General features: G+C 40.3%; 11 protein-coding genes. 8 read left to right on the top strand and 3 right to left on the bottom strand.

The genetic code is table 11. The annotated features are described in order from the left end of the window. The first annotated feature begins 17 nt into the window (after positions 1-17). The gene (locus FFJ24_RS14095; RefSeq protein ID WP_138822135.1) at positions 18-2,363 is read left to right on the top strand and encodes a glycoside hydrolase family 127 protein; all 2,346 of its coding nucleotides are present in this window, start codon (positions 18-20) and stop codon (positions 2,361-2,363) included. A 276-nt stretch (positions 2,364-2,639) separates the two neighbouring features. Here the strand turns inward: FFJ24_RS14095 and FFJ24_RS14090 are convergent, their stop codons facing one another. From FFJ24_RS14090 to FFJ24_RS14080, 3 genes are all read right to left on the bottom strand, one after another. Next, on the bottom strand, positions 2,640-3,575 hold the full coding sequence (locus FFJ24_RS14090; protein WP_138822133.1) for a glycoside hydrolase family 43 protein: 936 nt from the start codon (positions 3,573-3,575) through the stop codon (positions 2,640-2,642). A 116-nt stretch (positions 3,576-3,691) separates the two neighbouring features. Then, positions 3,692-5,233 carry an alpha-N-arabinofuranosidase gene (locus FFJ24_RS14085; protein ID WP_246862617.1) on the bottom strand — a complete coding sequence of 514 codons (1,542 nt, stop codon included), beginning with the start codon at positions 5,231-5,233 and terminating at the stop codon, positions 3,692-3,694. Between the two features lie 13 nt (positions 5,234-5,246). Next, positions 5,247-7,247, bottom strand: a complete 2,001-nt coding sequence (locus FFJ24_RS14080; RefSeq protein WP_138822131.1) for an alpha-L-arabinofuranosidase C-terminal domain-containing protein — start codon at positions 7,245-7,247, stop codon at positions 5,247-5,249. Positions 7,248-7,761: 514 nt separating this feature from the next. On the opposite strand from FFJ24_RS14080, the gene FFJ24_RS14075 reads away from it, so the two are divergent. The 7 genes from FFJ24_RS14075 (at position 7,762) to FFJ24_RS14045 (ending at position 18,809) form a co-directional block, all read left to right on the top strand. Continuing rightward, the gene (locus FFJ24_RS14075; protein WP_168202479.1) at positions 7,762-9,639 is read left to right on the top strand and encodes a rhamnogalacturonan lyase; all 1,878 of its coding nucleotides are present in this window, start codon (positions 7,762-7,764) and stop codon (positions 9,637-9,639) included. Positions 9,640-9,641: 2 nt separating this feature from the next. Next, entirely contained in the window at positions 9,642-10,406 is a 765-nt protein-coding gene (locus FFJ24_RS14070) for a rhamnogalacturonan acetylesterase (protein ID WP_138822129.1), read from the top strand. 226 nt (positions 10,407-10,632) lie between these two features. Continuing rightward, positions 10,633-11,427 carry a rhamnogalacturonan acetylesterase gene (locus tag FFJ24_RS14065; RefSeq protein WP_138822127.1) on the top strand — a complete coding sequence of 265 codons (795 nt, stop codon included), beginning with the start codon at positions 10,633-10,635 and terminating at the stop codon, positions 11,425-11,427. Between the two features lie 95 nt (positions 11,428-11,522). Continuing rightward, positions 11,523-14,426 carry a sugar-binding domain-containing protein gene (locus tag FFJ24_RS14060; RefSeq protein ID WP_138822125.1) on the top strand — a complete coding sequence of 968 codons (2,904 nt, stop codon included), beginning with the start codon at positions 11,523-11,525 and terminating at the stop codon, positions 14,424-14,426. 22 nt (positions 14,427-14,448) lie between these two features. Continuing rightward, positions 14,449-15,576, top strand: coding sequence for a glycoside hydrolase family 88 protein (locus FFJ24_RS14055; RefSeq protein ID WP_138822123.1), 1,128 nt, complete (start codon positions 14,449-14,451; stop codon positions 15,574-15,576). A 148-nt stretch (positions 15,577-15,724) separates the two neighbouring features. After that, a complete protein-coding gene (rhaM, locus tag FFJ24_RS14050; RefSeq protein WP_138822121.1) occupies positions 15,725-16,033 on the top strand; it encodes an L-rhamnose mutarotase in 309 nt (102 codons plus the stop codon). A 4-nt stretch (positions 16,034-16,037) separates the two neighbouring features. After that, positions 16,038-18,809, top strand: a complete 2,772-nt coding sequence (locus FFJ24_RS14045) for a glycosyl hydrolase (RefSeq protein WP_138822119.1) — start codon at positions 16,038-16,040, stop codon at positions 18,807-18,809. The last annotated feature ends 52 nt before the right edge of the window (positions 18,810-18,861 follow it).

Raw genomic sequence — 18,861 nt, 5'->3', positions numbered from 1 at the left:
ACCTATTACCTAAAAAGATGAAAAAAATAATAACTGCCGTTTTGATTACCGCCCTGTGCGGAACTGTTTTCGGGCAAACTGCATTACAGCCATTTAGTTTAGCAGAAGTCCGTTTGCTTGGGGGACCTTTTAAACAGGCCCAGGAAACCGATAAAAAATACATGCTATCGCTGGATCCAGACAGGCTTCTGGCGCCATATTTAAGGGAGGCAGGACTAAAACCCAAAGCAGCATCTTATGGTAACTGGGAAAACACCGGTTTAGACGGGCATATCGGCGGACATTATTTGTCGGCCCTGGCTTTAATGTATGCTTCCACCGGCGATGCCAAGGTGAAGGAGCGGATGGAATATATGATCGCCGAATTGGATAAATGTCAGCGCCAAAATGGAGATGGATACCTGGCAGGAATCCCAGGTGGCAAGGAAATCTGGAAAGAGATTAAAGCCGGAAACATTAAATCATCCAGTTTTTCGTTAAATGGAAAATGGGTACCGCTGTATAATATCCATAAAATTTATGCCGGGCTATACGATGCTTATGCAGTTGCGGGTAATGCGAAAGCAAAGCAGATGCTGATCAAACTGACTGATTGGTGTGTAGACATGGTCTCCAATTTATCCGATCAGCAAATACAGGAATTATTAAAAAGTGAACATGGCGGATTAAATGAAACTTTCGCTCATGTTTACGCGATAACTGGCAACCAGAAGTATCTTCAATTGGCCAAACGGTTTTCAGATCAATCCATCCTAAATCCACTATTAAAAAATACCGATGCCCTGAACGGTTTACATGCCAATACGCAGATTCCGAAAGTGATTGGTTTTGAGCAGATTGCTTTACTGGATAAAGATGCTGCCTGGGCAAATGCAGCTGCTTTTTTTTGGAAAACGGTAGTAGAACACAGAACCGTAGCCATCGGTGGAAATAGCGTAAGAGAACATTTTCATCCCGCCAATGACTTTTCTTCAATGACAGAATCGCGTGAAGGACCCGAAACCTGCAATTCTTACAACATGCTGAAGCTTACTAAACAGTTGTTTTTAGCCGCTCCTTCAAACACTTATCTTGATTACTACGAACGTACACTTTACAATCATATCCTTTCTTCGCAAAGGCCGGAAGGTGGTTTTGTATATTTTACTCCAATGCGGCCGGGGCATTACCGTACCTACTCTAATCCGCAGGAAAGTTTCTGGTGCTGTGTAGGTTCAGGATTGGAGAACCATGGCAAATATGGAGAACTGATTTATGCACACCATGCGAATGATATATATGTGAATCTTTTTATCCCTTCAACCTTAAATTGGAAAGAAAAAGGTATTCAACTTGTACAGCAAACACTTTTTCCAGATGCTGAGAACACGACAATTAAACTTCAGTTAAAAAACAAACAACGTTTTGCCTTACATTTCCGTCAGCCTGCCTGGGTAGAACATGAGAAAATGGCTGTGCTGGTAAACGGAAAAAAAGTAACTGTTAAAAGCGAAGCAAATGGTTATGCAAGTATCGATCGTATCTGGAGTACAGGCGACGTTGTTCGTATTGCTCTGCCAATGCATACCACTACGGAGTTTATGCCCGATGGTTCTGATTGGGTAGCCTTTCTCCGCGGACCGATTGTACTTGCTGCGGCAATGGATACTTTAAAACAGCCGAATTTAACCGCTGATGGCAGCAGGATGGGACACATTGCTTCTGGTGCCTTATTCCCGATCAGCGATGCACCATTGGTTACCGGACCTAAAAATACACTTGCCAATGAAATTACGTTGACCGATAAAAAGAGTTTAACTTTTAGTGCCAGAAATGCGATCTATCAACCCAGATATCAATCTTTAAAACTGGTTCCTTTTTACACCCTGGCCGAAAAACGGTATGTGGTTTATTTTCCTTACAGTAGCGCTGCGACATTGCCAGAACGTGCAAATGCGATTAAGTTGGCTGAAGAAGAAAAGATGAAGATTGAACATAAAACGGTTGATTTGATTAATACCGGAGAGCAGCAGCCAGAATCTGATCACAATTTTAAAGGTGAACAAACCGATAACGGAACCTACCAGGAAAGGCATTTTAGAAATGGGAAAGCATGGTTTAGTTATGTGCTTAAAAATAAAGACCTGTCCGCAAATAAGCTCAGTTTAACATATTTTGGGAAAGAAAAGAACAAAAGTTTTTCTATTCTGGTCAATGGTGTTACCATTGAAAATGTAAAGCTAGATGGTAGCAAGGGTGATGTTTTTTATACTCAGGAATATCAGATTCCAAAAGCGCTGTTAAAAGCAGATGTAGAAGTAAAATTTGTTGCCGATCAGGGATCAGCTATTGCCAATATATATGAGGTGAGGCTGGTTAGATAGAGGACTGATTTTCGTGATCTTATTCCTTGGTCTGTGTTCTCACAGACCACTAGCTTTACAAATCGATCGTCATCCTGAACTTGTTTCAGGATCCATGAGGAAAGTTTTGAAGTGGATATGTACAGACTATAAAGATGCTGACCTGCAGCGAAGCGGAAAGTTACGCAGTAAAATAAGGTCAGTATGACCTGTGATGGAGATTTATCTTAGTGGTCTGTGGGACACAGACCACGGGGATTTGGGGGATTAGAAAGTTTTATTCTTCTTTAGCATGTTTTATTGCTTTAATAGGATTTCCAATTCTTTTTTCTTAATTGTTAGTATGGTACCGTGTCTTAAGCCTTTTGGCAGGGAAATTTTATCGGAAACATCAGTCCAGTTTTTTAAATCTTCAGATTGAATTGCCCCATACTTATGATCACGGTACTTATCGAAATACACCATCCAGTTATTTCCAGTTTTTAAGGTTGTTGGTCCTTCAGCCCAATAGTTGCCGGTAATCGGGTTTCCAGCTTTGCTGTAAGGACCAATTAACTGATCGGCATAAGCCATTTTGATGTTCTTTTGAGCTGGCTGACGGGTCTCATCTTTTAAAAACATAATAAACTGTTTACCTTCTTTTACAATTGTGGCATCGATTACGTTAAACCCCGGATCGTAAAGCAATTTGGTTTCCGAATAAGTTTTAAAATCTTTTGTCGTAACGTAATAAATCCTGTGGTTGTAGCCACTTTCTTCAGTTGATGCCGTTTCATTAAACTTATCTTTAATGGTTGTGGCCCAATAAATCATATAGGTTTTGGTATGGCTATCGTAAGTGATTTCGGGAGCCCAGGTATTCCTGGCACCATCTTCTTTACTCATAACAGGTAAAAACTGTTGTTCGCTCCAGTTAATCAGATCTTTCGAGCTGGCATAACCAATGCCTTTATCTTTCCAGCTTACTGTCCAAACTATATGAAATATGCCATCCGCCCCGCGTATAATACAAGGATCTCTCATCAGTTTATCTTTGCTTACAGTAGGCGTAAGAAATGATTGATCATTCTTAAGTGCTGTCCATTTGTAAGCATCGTTACTATAAGCAAGATGCAAACCATCTTCGCCATTATCTTTAAAATAGGCAAAGAGATAAGGCCCTTTTGTAGATTGTGCTTCAGCATTAAGAAATACTGATAACAGCCATACAAAAAGGCATATTAATTTTTTCATGATTTTTAATATAAAGCTACATTGATTACAAATCTGCCAAAACCTTCCATATTAAAAACGGAAACATTCAGTTCTTATCAGGATTAGTAATTTGAAACTTTTTTGTCCTGATTAAATTATTTTAATTCCAGTACAACAACAGATTGAGCCGGTAATTCTACTTTTAATGAACTGCCTGATTTTTTTGCACCCGTAAATTTTGCATTGTGCACTTTGTTCAAATCGTTAAATGTATTTACATCAGTTAGTTTAGCTGAAGTTAAAATCTGTCCTGTAACTGTACTCCATTTCAAGCCATCTAAAACCGTACTCAGGGCAATTTTTTTGTTAGGATCTAAATTAACCAATGAAATATGGATGGCACCACTGGCATCCTGCGAAGCAGAAACGTTTAAGGCAGGGATTTTTTGATCACCTACAACATAATCAGGGCTGGTAAAGGCAATTGGTAAATACTTTGCATCCTGGTGCACTTTGTACAGATCAAAAACATGATAAGTAGGGGTAAGGATCATCTTGTCTTTTTCAGTCAGGATTAAAGCCTGCAGCACATTTACAGTTTGTGCCAGGTTGGCCATTTTAACCCGATCGGAGTGGTTATTGAAGATGTTTAAGGTCGTTCCTGCAATTAAAGCATCTCTTAAACTGTTCTGCTGATACAGGAAACCAGGGTTAGTTCCAGGCTCAACATCTGTCCAGATTCCCCATTCATCAACCACTAAAGCAACTTTCTTTTCAGGATCATATTTATCCATTATTGCGGAGTGTTTGCTTACCAGTTCTTCCATGTGTAAGCAGTTTTTCATGGTCGAAAAGTATTGTGCCTCATCAAATTTGGTGGCTGATCCTTTTTTCCCCCAGTTTCCTGTTGGGAGGGTGTAATAGTGTAAAGTTAATCCCCACATTTGGTCGCCAATATTTTTCATACAGGTTTCAGTCCAGTTGTAATCACCTGAATTAGCTCCACTGGCAATTCTTTTTAGCGGAGCACCAGGATAGTTGCGTGCATAAGTGGCATATCTGCGGTATAAATCAGAATAATAAGCTGGTGTCATGTTGCCACCACAACCCCAGCTTTCGTTACCTACACCCCAGAAAGAAACTTTCCATGGTTTTTCTCTTCCATTTTGGCTGCGGATGGCCGTCATCGGGCTTACGCCATCAAAATTCAGGTATTCTACCCATTTGGCCATTTCTTCAACAGTTCCGCTGCCTACATTTCCTGCAATGTAAGGTTCGCAATCGAGCATCTGGCAAAGATCCAGAAATTCGTGTGTACCAAAACTATTGTCTTCTGTTACGCCGCCCCAGTTGGTGTTAACCATTTTCGGACGTTGGTTTCTCGGTCCAATGCCATCTCTCCAATGGTATTCATCAGCAAAACAACCTCCCGGCCAACGCAGGTTCGGAACTTTTATCTTTTTTAATGCCTCAACAATATCTAATCTTATTCTACCTTTATTAGGGATAGTAGAATGTTCATCTACCCAAAAGCCATCATAAATACAGCGGCCCAAATGTTCCGAAAAATGACCGTAAATGTGCTTACTCACCACTTGATCGCCCGCAGGTTTGATGGTTAATTGGGTTTCATTTTGTGCATGCACTAAAATCGAACTGCAGAATAAAGCTGCAGATAAGAGAAGTTTTTTCATCATGATTTCGTTAAATCTATTGGTTAAATGGGATTTTGATCACGTTAAAAGAATAAGGTTTTAACGCGATGTTTAATTTTTTGCCTTTTAGGTTAATCGTGCTTTTTTTCGGGCTTACTGCTTCAGGATTTTCGAAAGAATTAACCTGAGTCAGGTTGCTGTTCGCTATCTCCTCATTAGTGGCCTTATTTTTTAATTTTATTTTTCCTTCAAGGTCAAAATCAATGTTCTGCGATTGACCGGAGTTGTTGGCGATTTTAATGATCAGTTCTTTTTTTGCCTGATCGGTTACCGCAGACGCGTAAAGTCCATCCTGACCGATAATGTTCTTCTCATCAAGTGTAATCGAAACTACATCCGTTCCCTTATTGGTAGAAAACTGTTTCTGTACATAATAATCAGGTGTTCCGTACGATTTCAGATTATCTACCCAGATCATATCGGGTGCCCATTGCCAGGCATCAATATTAGCGAAAAGCGGGGCATAAGAGGCCATTTGTACCACATCGGCATTACGCTCCAAACCTGTCATTAACGAAGCTGAAGCCAATGCACTTTGCCAGTTGTTGCGGTTACTTCCAACTATACTATTGTCTGCATGCACTGCATATTCGCCAACAAAAACCTTCGATCCGTTTCTTGGATAGTTATCGTAACGACCGGCATTTTTTAAAAACCAATCGGCAGAGCGGTAATAATGCTCATCAATAAAGTCAGCATTATTGCTTCTTAAAGCACTATTCAATAAGTTAAAGCGATCGCCTTCAGGATCGGTTCCTGAGCTATTAATGAGTTTAAAGTCAGGATATTTTGCCTTGATGGCTTTGGTGAAAATGGCTAACCTCTCCAGGTATTGTGGTCCCCAGTTTTCGTTGCCAACGCCCATCATTTTTAAATTGAAAGGTTTTGGATGACCAAGATCTGCCCTCATTTTTCCCCATTTGGTGGTTACATCACCATTGGCAAATTCAATCAGGTCTAGTGCATCCTGTACATAAGGATCAAGTTCGTCAAGTGAAGCTACTTCAGCAGAGTTGAACTGGCAGGCCATACCACAATTTAATATTGGCAAGGCATCTGAGCCTATATCTTCTGCCAGTTGGAAATATTCGAAGAAGCCTAAACCAAAACTCTGGTAATAGTCTGGTGCAGATCGGTTTGCAAATTCGGTGTTCCAACGGTTGATAATCAGTTGTCTGTTTTCAATCGGACCAATGGTTTTTTTCCATTGGTAACGGTTGGCCAGATCTGTGCCTTCTACAATACAGCCACCAGGGAAACGGATAAAGCCGGGCTTCATATCGGCCAATAACTGCACCATATCTGCCCTTAACCCTTGTGGACGGTTTTTCCAGGTATCGCCAGGAAAAAGGCTGATCATGTCCAGGTCGATGTTTCCATTTCCCTGAAACAGAATGGAGAATTTAGCTTTTGGATCGGTTTCAGTAGCGGTAAAACTTGCTGATTGTTTTTTCCAGTCGCTACCTGTTTGATCAGGTGTTAAACTTCCTTGTCCAATAATTTTATTGTTCGCATCTTTTAACAACAGCACGAGTTTAACTCCCGGAGTTGATTGACGGTACATCAATGAAAAATCGTATCGCAATCCTTTTTTTACACCAATACCTTTAAATCCCTCGTTTACGAGCTCAAAATCGTCGGTTTGTTTTTTCAGCTGTAAATATCTGGGATTTGCAGTGTTTACCTCTTTGCGGTTTACTACCAATATTTCGCCTTCTTGCTGTTTTTTCCGTTGGATCGTCCAGCCCATTAGCGGTTTTGCAAATTCGAAAGAGCGGTTTTTGATGAGTTCGGCATAAATACCGCCGTCGGCGCCAAAGTTAATATCCTCAAAAAAAACACCCCACATATTCGGTTGCACTTTGGCAATAGAACGGTCTGTTTTAACTTTGATCACTTTTGCAGTTTGTGCCTGCACTTCTGTAGTATAGCCAATTCCAATTGCATACGCTATGCATGCCGAAAACACACTTTTTACAGGGTAATTTAATTTCATACGGTTTAATATTTGGAAGATCCTAAAGGTAAAAGTAAAATATTTAAAATAATAAACGTTAACTAAACATTTATTTTTTTCTTTTTCAGCTATTTTGTTTTTAAATTCTACAATCTTTGCATTAGCGAAAATGAGATAAGCAAAGAAATATAAACGGAAAGTGTAAAAGGCTTCAGTAAAGTGAATTTTGCTTAATGTTTAAATTTTTTTTAGCAGAAATCTTTAAAATCTTTCTTATAGCTTATTATCATTTTCGAAAAGCAGGATACTACAGGATGCGTCTTAAAAATATACTTTTTACATTGGACATGAATCTTTAATAGCGGTTACCCGGCAGTTGTTAAATTTACTAGCCAAATCATGCATTGATGAGCCTTCGTTTCCTCGATATTCTGGTTTTGATTAAAGCCGATGGAATTACCGGTAAAGGAATGGCTGTATCGGCCAAAACAGCTTAAGTTCAATAAACCATGAATCGATTCCATTTTTTAATTAAGCTTCTACCCAAGCCATAATGATCAAAACCATTACAATTTCCTGCTTCATAATCAGCTTATGCTGCGCTACAGCACTTTTCGGCCAGCGCCAAATGGAAAAACTGGGCCGTGGTGTAATTGCAGTGCGGCAAAATAACGATTCTGTTTATATAAGTTGGCGGATGCTGGGTACTGATACCGGTGAAATTGCTTTTAATTTATACCGCAAATCCGGAAATAATGAAGCCATAAAACTCAATCACGATCCCATTACCAATAGCACTAATTTTGTTGATGCAGGAGTTAAATTCGATCTTCCGAACAGCTATTTTGTAAAACCGATTTTAAAAGGCACTGAATTAGAAGCCAGTAAACCTTTCAGGTTGCCAGCCAAACCACCTGTTCAGCAATATTTAACTATTCCTTTAAAAACACCGGCAGGTTACACGCCTAACGATGCTTCAGTAGGCGATTTAGATGGAGATGGTGAATATGAAATTGTATTGCATCAAACTGGCCGGAGCAGGGATAACGCATCAAACGGTATTACCGATCCGCCGATTTTTCAGGCTTATAAATTAGAAGGAACTTTTTTGTGGGAAATTAATTTAGGGAAAAACATCCGTGAAGGCGCCCATTATACTCAATTTATGGTCTACGATCTGGATGGCGATGGCATTGCCGAAATGGTATGTAAAACTGCTGACGGAACAATAGATGGCAAAGGAAAAGTAATTGGAGATGCGACTAAAGACTGGCGCAACGCGAACGGTAAAATATTGGATGGTCCTGAATTTTTAACTGTATTTAGCGGTAGAACAGGTGAGGCTTTGACTACTACCGATTATATTCCGGCCCGTGGCAGTATCGGTGCCTGGGGTGGCAGAGGTGGGAATGGAAAAAACGATAATACGGGTAATCGGGTAGATCGGTTTAATGCCTGCGTGGCCTATTTAGATGGCATGCATCCAAGTGTAGTGATGTGCAGAGGTTATTACGGCAGAACGGTTTTGGCAGCCTGGGACTGGCGCAATGGTAAACTAACTTCAAGATGGATATTTGATACTAAAGATACTAAAAATCCATTTTCAGGTCAAGGGAACCACAATCTTACGGTTGCAGATGTAGATGGCGATGGAAAGGATGAGATCATTTACGGTTCGATGTGTGTGGATGATAATGGAAAAGGATTATATACCACAGGATTGAGGCACGGTGACACCATTCATGTTTCAGATCTTGATCCGGAACACCCTGGTTTAGAAGTTTTTGGTGTCCATGAAATAGAAGAAGGTACAAAAGGGCCTGGTGTGGCCGTTTACGATGCGAAAACTGGCGAAATATTGTGGAAAGGATCACCCGATGAGGATGTAGGCCGGGGAGTGGCTGATAATATTGACAATAGCCGTTTCGGTGCACAGATGTGGTGGTCGGGATCGAATGGATTATATGATATAAAAGGCAATAGAATTGAGGATCAGCCAAGGTCAACTAATTTTCTGATTTATTGGGACGATGATTTATCGAGAGAACTTTTAGATGCAAACCACATTGATAAATACAATGGTGGCAGGCTTTTTACGGCTGATGGAGCTGTTGCTAACAACGGAACCAAATCTACACCAGCATTAAGCGCCGATATTTTTGGCGATTGGCGTGAAGAGTTGATCTTAAGATCTTATGACAACCAAAGTTTACGCATTTATACCACCACGATACCGACAGCACACCGCAATTATACTTTAATGCACGATCCGCAGTACCGTTTAAGTATAGCCTGGCAAAACGATGGCTACAACCAACCGCCACATACGGGTTTCTATTTCGGCTTCGGAATGAAGAAAGCACCAAAACCCAATATCACACTTGTAGAACCCCAAAAAATATTAATTATGTACCACAATAATCATAAATAAAAATGAAAAAATACAGCTTTATCCTGGCAGGAATGATCATCATTATTTGTTCTGCTGCCTTTATCGCTCAACATAAACCCGCCCTGCATACCATTGGTGATTCTACTGTTCGCAATTTGAACAAAGAAACCTGGGGCTGGGGAACGCCCATTGCTTCACTATTTGATACCACAAAAATTCATGTAGAAAATAACGCCATGGCCGGAAGGAGTACGCGAACTTTTTTATCGGAAGGCAGGTGGGATAAGGTTTTGGAAACATTAAAGCCAGGCGATTTTGTTACGATGCAGTTTGGACATAACGACGGAAGCGTACCTGATACTACAAAAGCCGGAAGAAGAGGTGTGCTAAGAGGAACCGGTGAAGAAACCAAAGTATTAACCTGGCCAGATGGAAAAGTAGAAACCGTGCATACCTATGGCTGGTATATCCGCAAATTTGTACGCGAAACCAAAGCAAAGGGTGCTACGCCTATTGTACTTTCCATGATCCCCAGAAATATTTTTAAAGATGGTAAAGTGGTTCGGGCCAATAACGATTTCGGAAAATGGACCGCTGATGTAGCCAAAGAAGAAAATGCCTGTTTTGTTGACCTGAATAAAATAACGGCCGATAAATATGATGCGCTCGGTCCTGATAAAGTAAAACTCTATTTCCCGGGCGATCATACCCACACCAATTTAGAAGGCGCAAAAATTAACGCGGCTTCTGTTGTAGAAGGAATCAGGGAATTAAAAGACTGTAATTTGAAAAACTATCTGCTTTAATAAGGGAGAAAGGCTAAAGCTGAAAGGCCAAAGGCAATGACCGAAAGATGCGTCATCTCGATCCGATAGCTATCGGATTTAGCATAGCGGAATGGAGAGATCTATCTAGATAGATTTAGCTTCGCTGAGCCTTCGGGTTCTCGACTTCGTTGCACTCCGCTCGAAATGACGATTCCAAAATAATCTGTTTAATCAAACCGCTAACGGTAAATTTAATAAACTAAGCATGAAACCAATAACAACATATTTAAGCATTGTTCTCATAGTAGCATTCATTATTTTTTCTTCCTGCATTATCTTAAAACAGCAGGCAAAGCCCACTTTATTCCTCATTGGCGATTCGACTGTTAAAAACGGGAAAGGAAAAGGCGACGGCACTTTATGGGGCTGGGGAAGTTTTATCGGAGATTTATTCAACAGTGAAAAAATCAATGTTGAAAACGATGCACTTGGCGGCACCAGCAGTCGTACTTTCCAAACCAATGGTTTGTGGGATGCTGTTTTGGCAAAAGTAAAAAAAGGCGATTTCGTGATGATGCAGTTCGGCCATAACGATAGCAGCCCATTAGATGATACTGCCCGCGCCCGTGGTACCATAAAAGGCATTGGAACGGAAAGTGAAGAAATTTATAACCCGATTAAGAAAAAGCAGGAAGTGGTTTATACTTATGGCTGGTACCTGCGCAAATTCATCGGCGATATTAAAGCTAAAGGCGCAACAGCGGTTGTATGTTCACCGATTCCACGCAATCCGGTTAAAGATGATGCCGTTGTTTTAGTCAACGATAGTTATGCCAGCTGGGCCGAAGAAGTGGCAAAAGCCGAAAAAGTCGATTTCATTCCATTGAACCAGATCATTAAAGATAAATATGCTGCTTTAAGCGCGACTGAAGTAAAGACATTTTTTACCGAGAAAGATCATACACACACCAACGAGGCAGGAGCGAAGTTAAATGCAGCTGCTGTTGTAAAAGGCCTAAAGAAATTAAAAAATAATAAACTGAACAGCTACCTGAAATAAGTCATAGGGCAGGATACTACAGGATGCTTTCCTGACAATATTGTCTTATTTTAACCGCCTAACCAAATACGAGCGGTGATAAACCGTCCAATTTTATGCAGAAACAGGTTAACCGAGTTTTCAAAGTGCTGATAGGCATTGCTTTTATATTTTTAAGCATCACGCAAACACATGCCCAAAGCATTTCACTTGCCGGCAAATGGCGTTTCAGAATTGATCCTAAAGATGAAGGCATAAAAGGAAAATGGTATTCAACCGTTCTTCCGGAATCCGTTAATTTGCCAGGCTCAATGGCCGAAAACTTAAAGGGCGATGATATTACCCTTAAAACAAAATGGACAGGAAGTATTTACGATAGCTCGTACTTTTTTCATCCCCGATTAGAAAAATATCGTCAACCCGGTAACCTGAAAATCCCTTTTTGGCTAACCCCTGCCAAACATTATACAGGTGCAGCATGGTACCAGAAAGATATCGAAATTCCTGCCAATTGGAAGAATAAAAGGCTGGTACTATCTTTAGAATATCCCCATTCAGAAACGAGGGTTTGGATAGATGATATCGAAACCGGAACACAGTATACCTTTGTGGTTGCGCAAAATTTCGAACTCCCCGCAAATTTAAAAGCGGGAAAACATACCATCACTTTATTAATCGATAACCGCATCAAAGCGATAAATGTGGGGCAGGATTCACATAGTTTAACCGACCATACCCAAGGAAACTGGAATGGCGTGGTAGGTAAAATGGAGCTGGTGGCCAGTTCGCCCGTGTATTTTGAAGATATCCAGGTTTACCCTGATTTGAAAAATAAGTCAGCCAGGGTTAAAATTCAGTTGAAAGCCAATACCAATCAATCTTCTGCAGGAAAAATTATACTTTCTGCAGGCAGTTTCAATACCAAAAATATCCTGCAGGTAAAACCTGTAACAGCCGCTTATCAGATCACAAATGGCGAAGGCAGCTTAGAAATCAATTTGCCAATGGGCGATAAAATCGCCACCTGGGATGAGTTCGATCCGGCATTGTACCGTTTAACAGCTACTTTACTATCGAAGGATGGCAAAAGAGACGAAAAAAAAGCGCAATTCGGCATGCGCGAGTTTAAAGCTGTAGGCAGAACTTTTGAAATTAACGGCCGTCCGGTTTTTTTACGTGGTACGGTCAACAATTGCGAATTTCCGTTAACAGGTTATCCATCAATGGATGTTGCGGCATGGGTACGCATTTTTAAAATTTCGAAGGCTCATGGGTTAAATCACATGCGTTTCCATTCGTTTTGTCCGCCTGAAGCTGCTTTTATCGCTGCAGATCAGGTCGGCTTTTACCTTCAACCTGAAGGACCAAGCTGGGCGAATCACGGCACTTCTATCGGAGATGGAAAACCAATTGACCAGTTTATTTATGATGAAACCAACCGCATGACTAAAAACTATGGCAATTATGCATCCTTTTGTATGATGGCCTATGGTAACGAACCGCGCGGCAGACAGGTTGAATACCTGACCAAGTTTAATAATTATTGGAAGGCAAAAGATTCGAGAAGATTATACACAGGCGCGTCAGTTGGTGGTAGCTGGCCGGTTATTCCAAACAACGAATATATGGTTCGGGCTGGTGCAAGAGGTTTAGACTGGGGCAGAAAGCCAGAAAGTATTTCAACCTATGCCAAACAGATCGAGCAGTTTACAGTGCCTTTTGTAGCACATGAAATGGGGCAATATTGTGCATTCCCTAATTTCGATGAAGTAAAAAAATACACAGGTGTTTATCGTGCAAAAAACTTCGAGATGTTTCAGGAAGATCTTAAAGACCATGATATGGCCGATCAGGGGCATGATTTTTTAATGGCTTCGGGTAAATTACAAGCACTTTGTTATAAAAACGAAATCGAAAAAGCATTACGCACACCAAATTACAATGGCTACCAGCTATTATCGCTAAATGATTATCCGGGACAGGGAACAGCACTTGTTGGTGTTCTGGATGCCTTCTGGGATGAGAAAGGTTATATTACCGCTAAAGAATTTAAGCGCTTTTCTAATAGCACGGTGCCTTTGTTAAAAGTTTCAAAGTTTGTATTTACCAATAACGAAACCTTAGAAGCTGCGGTAGAAGTGGCACATTTTGGAAAAGCACCAATTGAAAATGCAAAACTCTTGTGGACACTCAAGGATGAAAGTGGCACGAATGTAGCCAAAGGCAATTTCAGCCCTAAAACTCTCAATATTACCAATTGTATTGCGATCGGAGAAATTAAATTTCCATTAAGTGGTATTACAAAAGCAACAAAACTAAAACTGGAAGTTACCATCGATGGAACTGAATTCGCCAACGATTGGGATTTCTGGGTTTATCCTGCGAAGTTGCCACAAGTTAAAAGTAATGTGTATTACTGTACCAGTTTAGATGACAAAGCGAAGGCTGTTTTGACCGGGGGAGGCAATGTTTTCCTTAATGAAGCTGGCAAAGTGGTGAAAGGGAAAGAAGTGGTGCAAACTTTTTTACCTGTTTTTTGGAATACCTCGTGGTTTAAAATGCGTCCGCCACATACTTTGGGCATTTTATGCGATCCAAAACATGGAGCCTTTAACAACTTTCCTACCGATTATCACAGCGATATGCAGTGGTGGGAAATTGTAAACAAATCGCAGGTAATGAACCTCGAAGATTTTCCCTCTGGATTTAAGCCAATTATTCAACCGATAGATACCTGGTTTTTGAACCGCCGTTTGGCATTGATTTTCGAAGCAAAAGTAGGTAAGGGGAAATTAGTGGTTTCAAGTGCCAATCTATCACCTGATGTAAAAGATGCACCTGCTGCGCAACAACTTTATTTCAGCTTACAACAATATATGATGTCTGATCAGTTTAACCCAAAATATGAAGTGGCTTTTAATACCGTGAAAGATATCTTCGAAAGTCCGTCGAAAATTCAGTTCGATACCTTTACGAAAGATAGCCCTGACGAGTTAAAACCAAAACCTAAATCCAATTAATCAAGATAAGCGAAATACTACCATGAAGAAATTTATATTCAGCTCCGCTCTAATTCTCATCATATTTACACAGTTGCTTTTTGCACAAAAAATCCCCAATAAAAAGGAGGTTTTAAAAGTGTTAAAATTAACAAATGCTTATTTCATGAATAAGTGGCCAGATGCAGGGAAGTCGATCATGACCAACAGGGAGCGGCCAAGCAATATCTGGACGAGGGCTTTGTATTACGAAGGATTGATGAATCTTTATAAAATTAACCCTGAAAAAGCATATTACGATTATGCCGTTCAATGGGGCGAAAAACACAACTGGGGTTTAAGAAATGGTATTACTACAAAAAATGCTGATGACCAGGCCTGTGGACAAACTTATATCGATCTTTATCTGATTGATAAACGGCCCGAACGCATTAAAGATATTAAAGCTTCTATCGATCTGGTAATTAAATCGGGCAAGGTAAACGATTGGACCTGGATTGATGCGATCCAAATGGGGATGCCGGTTTTTGCTAAACTTGGTAAATTATACAACGATACCACCTACTACAATTACATGTACAAAATGTATGTGCATTCCAAAAATACTGGGGGTGGTGGTTTGTACAATGCTAAAGATGGTCTTTGGTGGCGCGATAAAGATTTTGTGCCTCCTTATAAAGAACCAAATGGCGAAGACTGTTACTGGGCCAGGGGAAATGGATGGGTTGTGGCTGCATTAGTGCGTGTTTTAGAAATTATCCCTGAAAATGAAACTCATCGCAACGAATATTTAAAAACCTATCACGAAATGATCAAAGCATTGGTTCCCATTCAGCGTGCCGATGGCTTCTGGAATGTAAGTTTACACGATGCGACGCATTTTGGTGGTAAGGAAACTTCAGGTACGGCATTGTTTGTATATGGTATGGCCTGGGGCGTAAATCAGGGTGTTTTAGATAAGGCTACATATCTGCCCATCATTACCAAAGCCTGGAACGCCATGACGAAAGATGCTGTTCAAAAAAATGGATTTATAGGCTATATGCAAGGAACTGGGAAAGAACCAAAAGACGGACAGCCTGTAAGTTATACCAGTGTACCTGATTTTGAAGATTATGGCCTGGGTTGTTTCTTATTGGCAGGAACCGAGGTTTACAAGGTTAAAAAGTAATTAAAATGAATTTCAGAAATTTATGGAAAACACCGGACAAGAATATAGGTGAAGGACTTAATTTAAATACTTATATATTCGGGATTCTTCACTGCGTTCAGAATGACAGGACTGGTTACTAAAACTCATTAAAAATAAAATTAAAAACATGAAAATTGCATTCAAAATGAAGCTTAAGCCCGGTTTTAAAGCAGAATATAAAAAGCGCCATGATGAGATCTGGCCAGAGTTATCTGCTTTATTAAAGGAAAATGGGATCAGCGATTATTCTATTTTTTTAGATGAAGAAACCAATATACTTTTTGCCGTGCAACAACAAAATGGCAGTTCCTCGCAGGATTTAGGCAGTACCCAGATTGTGCAGAAATGGTGGGCCTACATGGCGGATATTATGGAAACCAATGCTGATAATTCTCCAAAAACATTTCCTTTAGAAATGGTTTTCCATTTAGATTAAAAATATGCAATTATATAGATTCTTTTCTGTTCTGCTGCTCTTCACATTAACTTTTAGTTTGGCTAAATCACAAAAGCCTGTTAAAAACAAAAGCAGTTGGCCTGTTATCGAAAAGCAGATGAAGCCCTGGACCCGCTGGTGGTGGATGGGAAATGCTGTAGACGAAAAGAATTTAAACCTGGTTTTAAAGAAATACGCAGATGCTGGTCTCGGTGGAGTAGAAATTACACCAATTTATGGTGCTAAAGGTTTTGAAAAACAATACCTCCAGTTTTTATCGCCAAAGTGGATAGATATATTGCACTATACGGTAAATAAAGCCAATACTTTGGGTTTAGGAGTAGATATGAATACAGGTACAGGCTGGCCATTTGGCGGTCCGCAGATTAAGCCTGAAAATGCCGCCACCAAACTGATTACCCAGCAATATACACTCAAAGCGGGAGAGAAGTTAACTGAAACCATTAAGATTAAAGAAGCCAAACAGGATTTCGCACAGTTGCAGGCTTTAACCGCTTATGGGCCAAATGATGAGGTGCTCAATCTGCTTGCTAAAGTTCAGGCCGATGGATCTTTAAATTGGTCGCCAGTTAATGGAAGCTGGGATATTTATGCTGCATTTGCAGGTAAAACCAGGCAGATGGTTAAACGTGCTGCACCTGGAGGGGAAGGTTTTACTTTAGATCACCTTGATAAAAATGCAGTTGATGTTTACCTGAAAAGATTTTCGGATGCTTTTGGAGGCAAACCACAAGGTGTCCGGTCGTTTTTTAACGATAGCTATGAAGTTTATGGTGCAACATGGACGCCAACTTTCTTTCAGGAATTTAAGAAAAACAGGGGTTACGACCTTGCAGCTCATATTAAAGAACTAACTGGTAAAGATTCTACAAACGCAGATATTGCGCGTTTAAAATCTGATTACCGCGAAACCATGGATGAACTTTTACTCCATAATTTTACACAAAACTGGACCAATTGGGCTCATCAGCTTAAATCGGTTACGAAAAACCAGTCGCATGGTTCGCCAGGCAATCTGCTAGATCTTTATGGAGCGGTTGATATTCCAGAAACGGAAACCTTTGGTTCTAGTTACTTCCCGATCCCGGGGCTTAGGCGCGATGCCGGAGATATCCGCAATGTAGATCCTGATCCAATGATGTGTAAGTTCGCCTCTTCTGCGGCCCATACAGGCGGTAAAAAACTGGCCTCTTCTGAAACGTTTACCTGGTTGACAGAGCATTTTAAAACATCATTTTCGCAATGTAAACCAGAAGCTGAGCAATTGTTTTTGGCGGGTATAAACCATATCTTTTATCACGGAACCACCAATTCACCTACAAATGTATCGTGGCCGGGATGGCTGTTTTACGCTTCTGTAGAAATGAACCCGAACAACAGTTTATGGCCACATGTACAAGGATTGAATAATTATATAACCCGTTGTCAATCTATTCTTCAATCAGGAAAGCCAGATAACGAACTATTAATTTATTGGCCAATTTATGATGTTTGGAACAAGGCTAAAGGTTTGGATATGGCTTTAAAAGTACATGATGTTGACGAGTGGTTACATCCAACGGCATTTTATAAATTATCAAAAGATCTTTATAAATCGGGTTATTCTTTTGATTTTGCATCCGATCGGTTATTAAAGCAATCAACGGTTAACAAAGCATTGATCAGTACTAACGCTGCCACTGCGCCATACCAGGTGTTAATTGTTCCGCAATGCGAAATGATGAGCCCGGAAACGCTGGATCAGATGATAAAACTGGCCAGTAATGGTGCGAAAGTCATTTTTCAGGCATTACCTAAAGATATTCCGGGTTTAAATAATCTGGAAGCAAAACGCACACAGCTGAAGACCAGCCTGGCTAAATTGATTTTTACGGATGTCGCAGATGGTATTAAACAGGTTAAGGTTGGCGCTGGAATAATTTTATTGGCTAACGATGTGCAAAAAGCATTAAGTGCAATCGGGATTAACAGAGAAACTTTAACCGATTCAGGCCTTAAGTTTATCAGGAGAAAGACAACAAGTGGCAAATATTATTATCTGGTTAACCACACCGCTAAAGATATCGATACCGAACTTTCCTTAAATGAAGAAGGACAGGTTTTAATCATGGATCCGCAAAGCTCGAATGTGGGTTTGGCGGCAGTAAGAGATAAAAAGGTTCGTGTACAGCTTAAATCGGGAGAGAGTCTGTTTTTAAAGGTCGGTCAGAATGGAACAACCAAAATCCCCTGGGTTTATTTAAGCAAAGCTGCGTATTCGATCAATCTTAACCAACCATGGAATTTACATTTTACTGAAGGCGGACCTGAGCTTCCTGCAGATCAGCAGTTAGCCAAACTGGTAAGCTGGACTACTTTAAAAGATCCTAAATTACAGGCCTTTTCTGGTACGGGTGTTTATACCTCGAGTTTTAATTTGAGTTCGAAAACGGCTAAAGCGTATGTTTTAAACCTGAACCAGGTAGATGAGAGTGCGCGTGTATGGATCAATGGACAAGAAGTAGGCATTTTATGGAGCATTCCTTTTCAGGCACGTGTGGGTAAATATTTAAAAGCAGGACATAATACCATAAAAATTGAAGTGGTTAATTTGATGGCGAACCGGATCCATGATATGGATATTAAAAAAATCCAGTGGCGGAATTACCACGAAATCAATTTCGTAAATATTAACTATAAGGATTTTGATGCTTCGGGCTGGAATGTAATGCCCTCAGGATTAATAGGTCCGGTAAGCATTACAGCTTTTAATTAATCATATATCGTCATTCCGCGCAGGCGGGAATCTTAAAGCTTTGTACAAATCA

Source organism: Pedobacter sp. KBS0701 (genome assembly GCF_005938645.2).
Taxonomy (GTDB): Bacteria; Bacteroidota; Bacteroidia; order Sphingobacteriales; family Sphingobacteriaceae; genus Pedobacter.
This window is presented reverse-complemented; position numbering and strand designations above follow the sequence as displayed.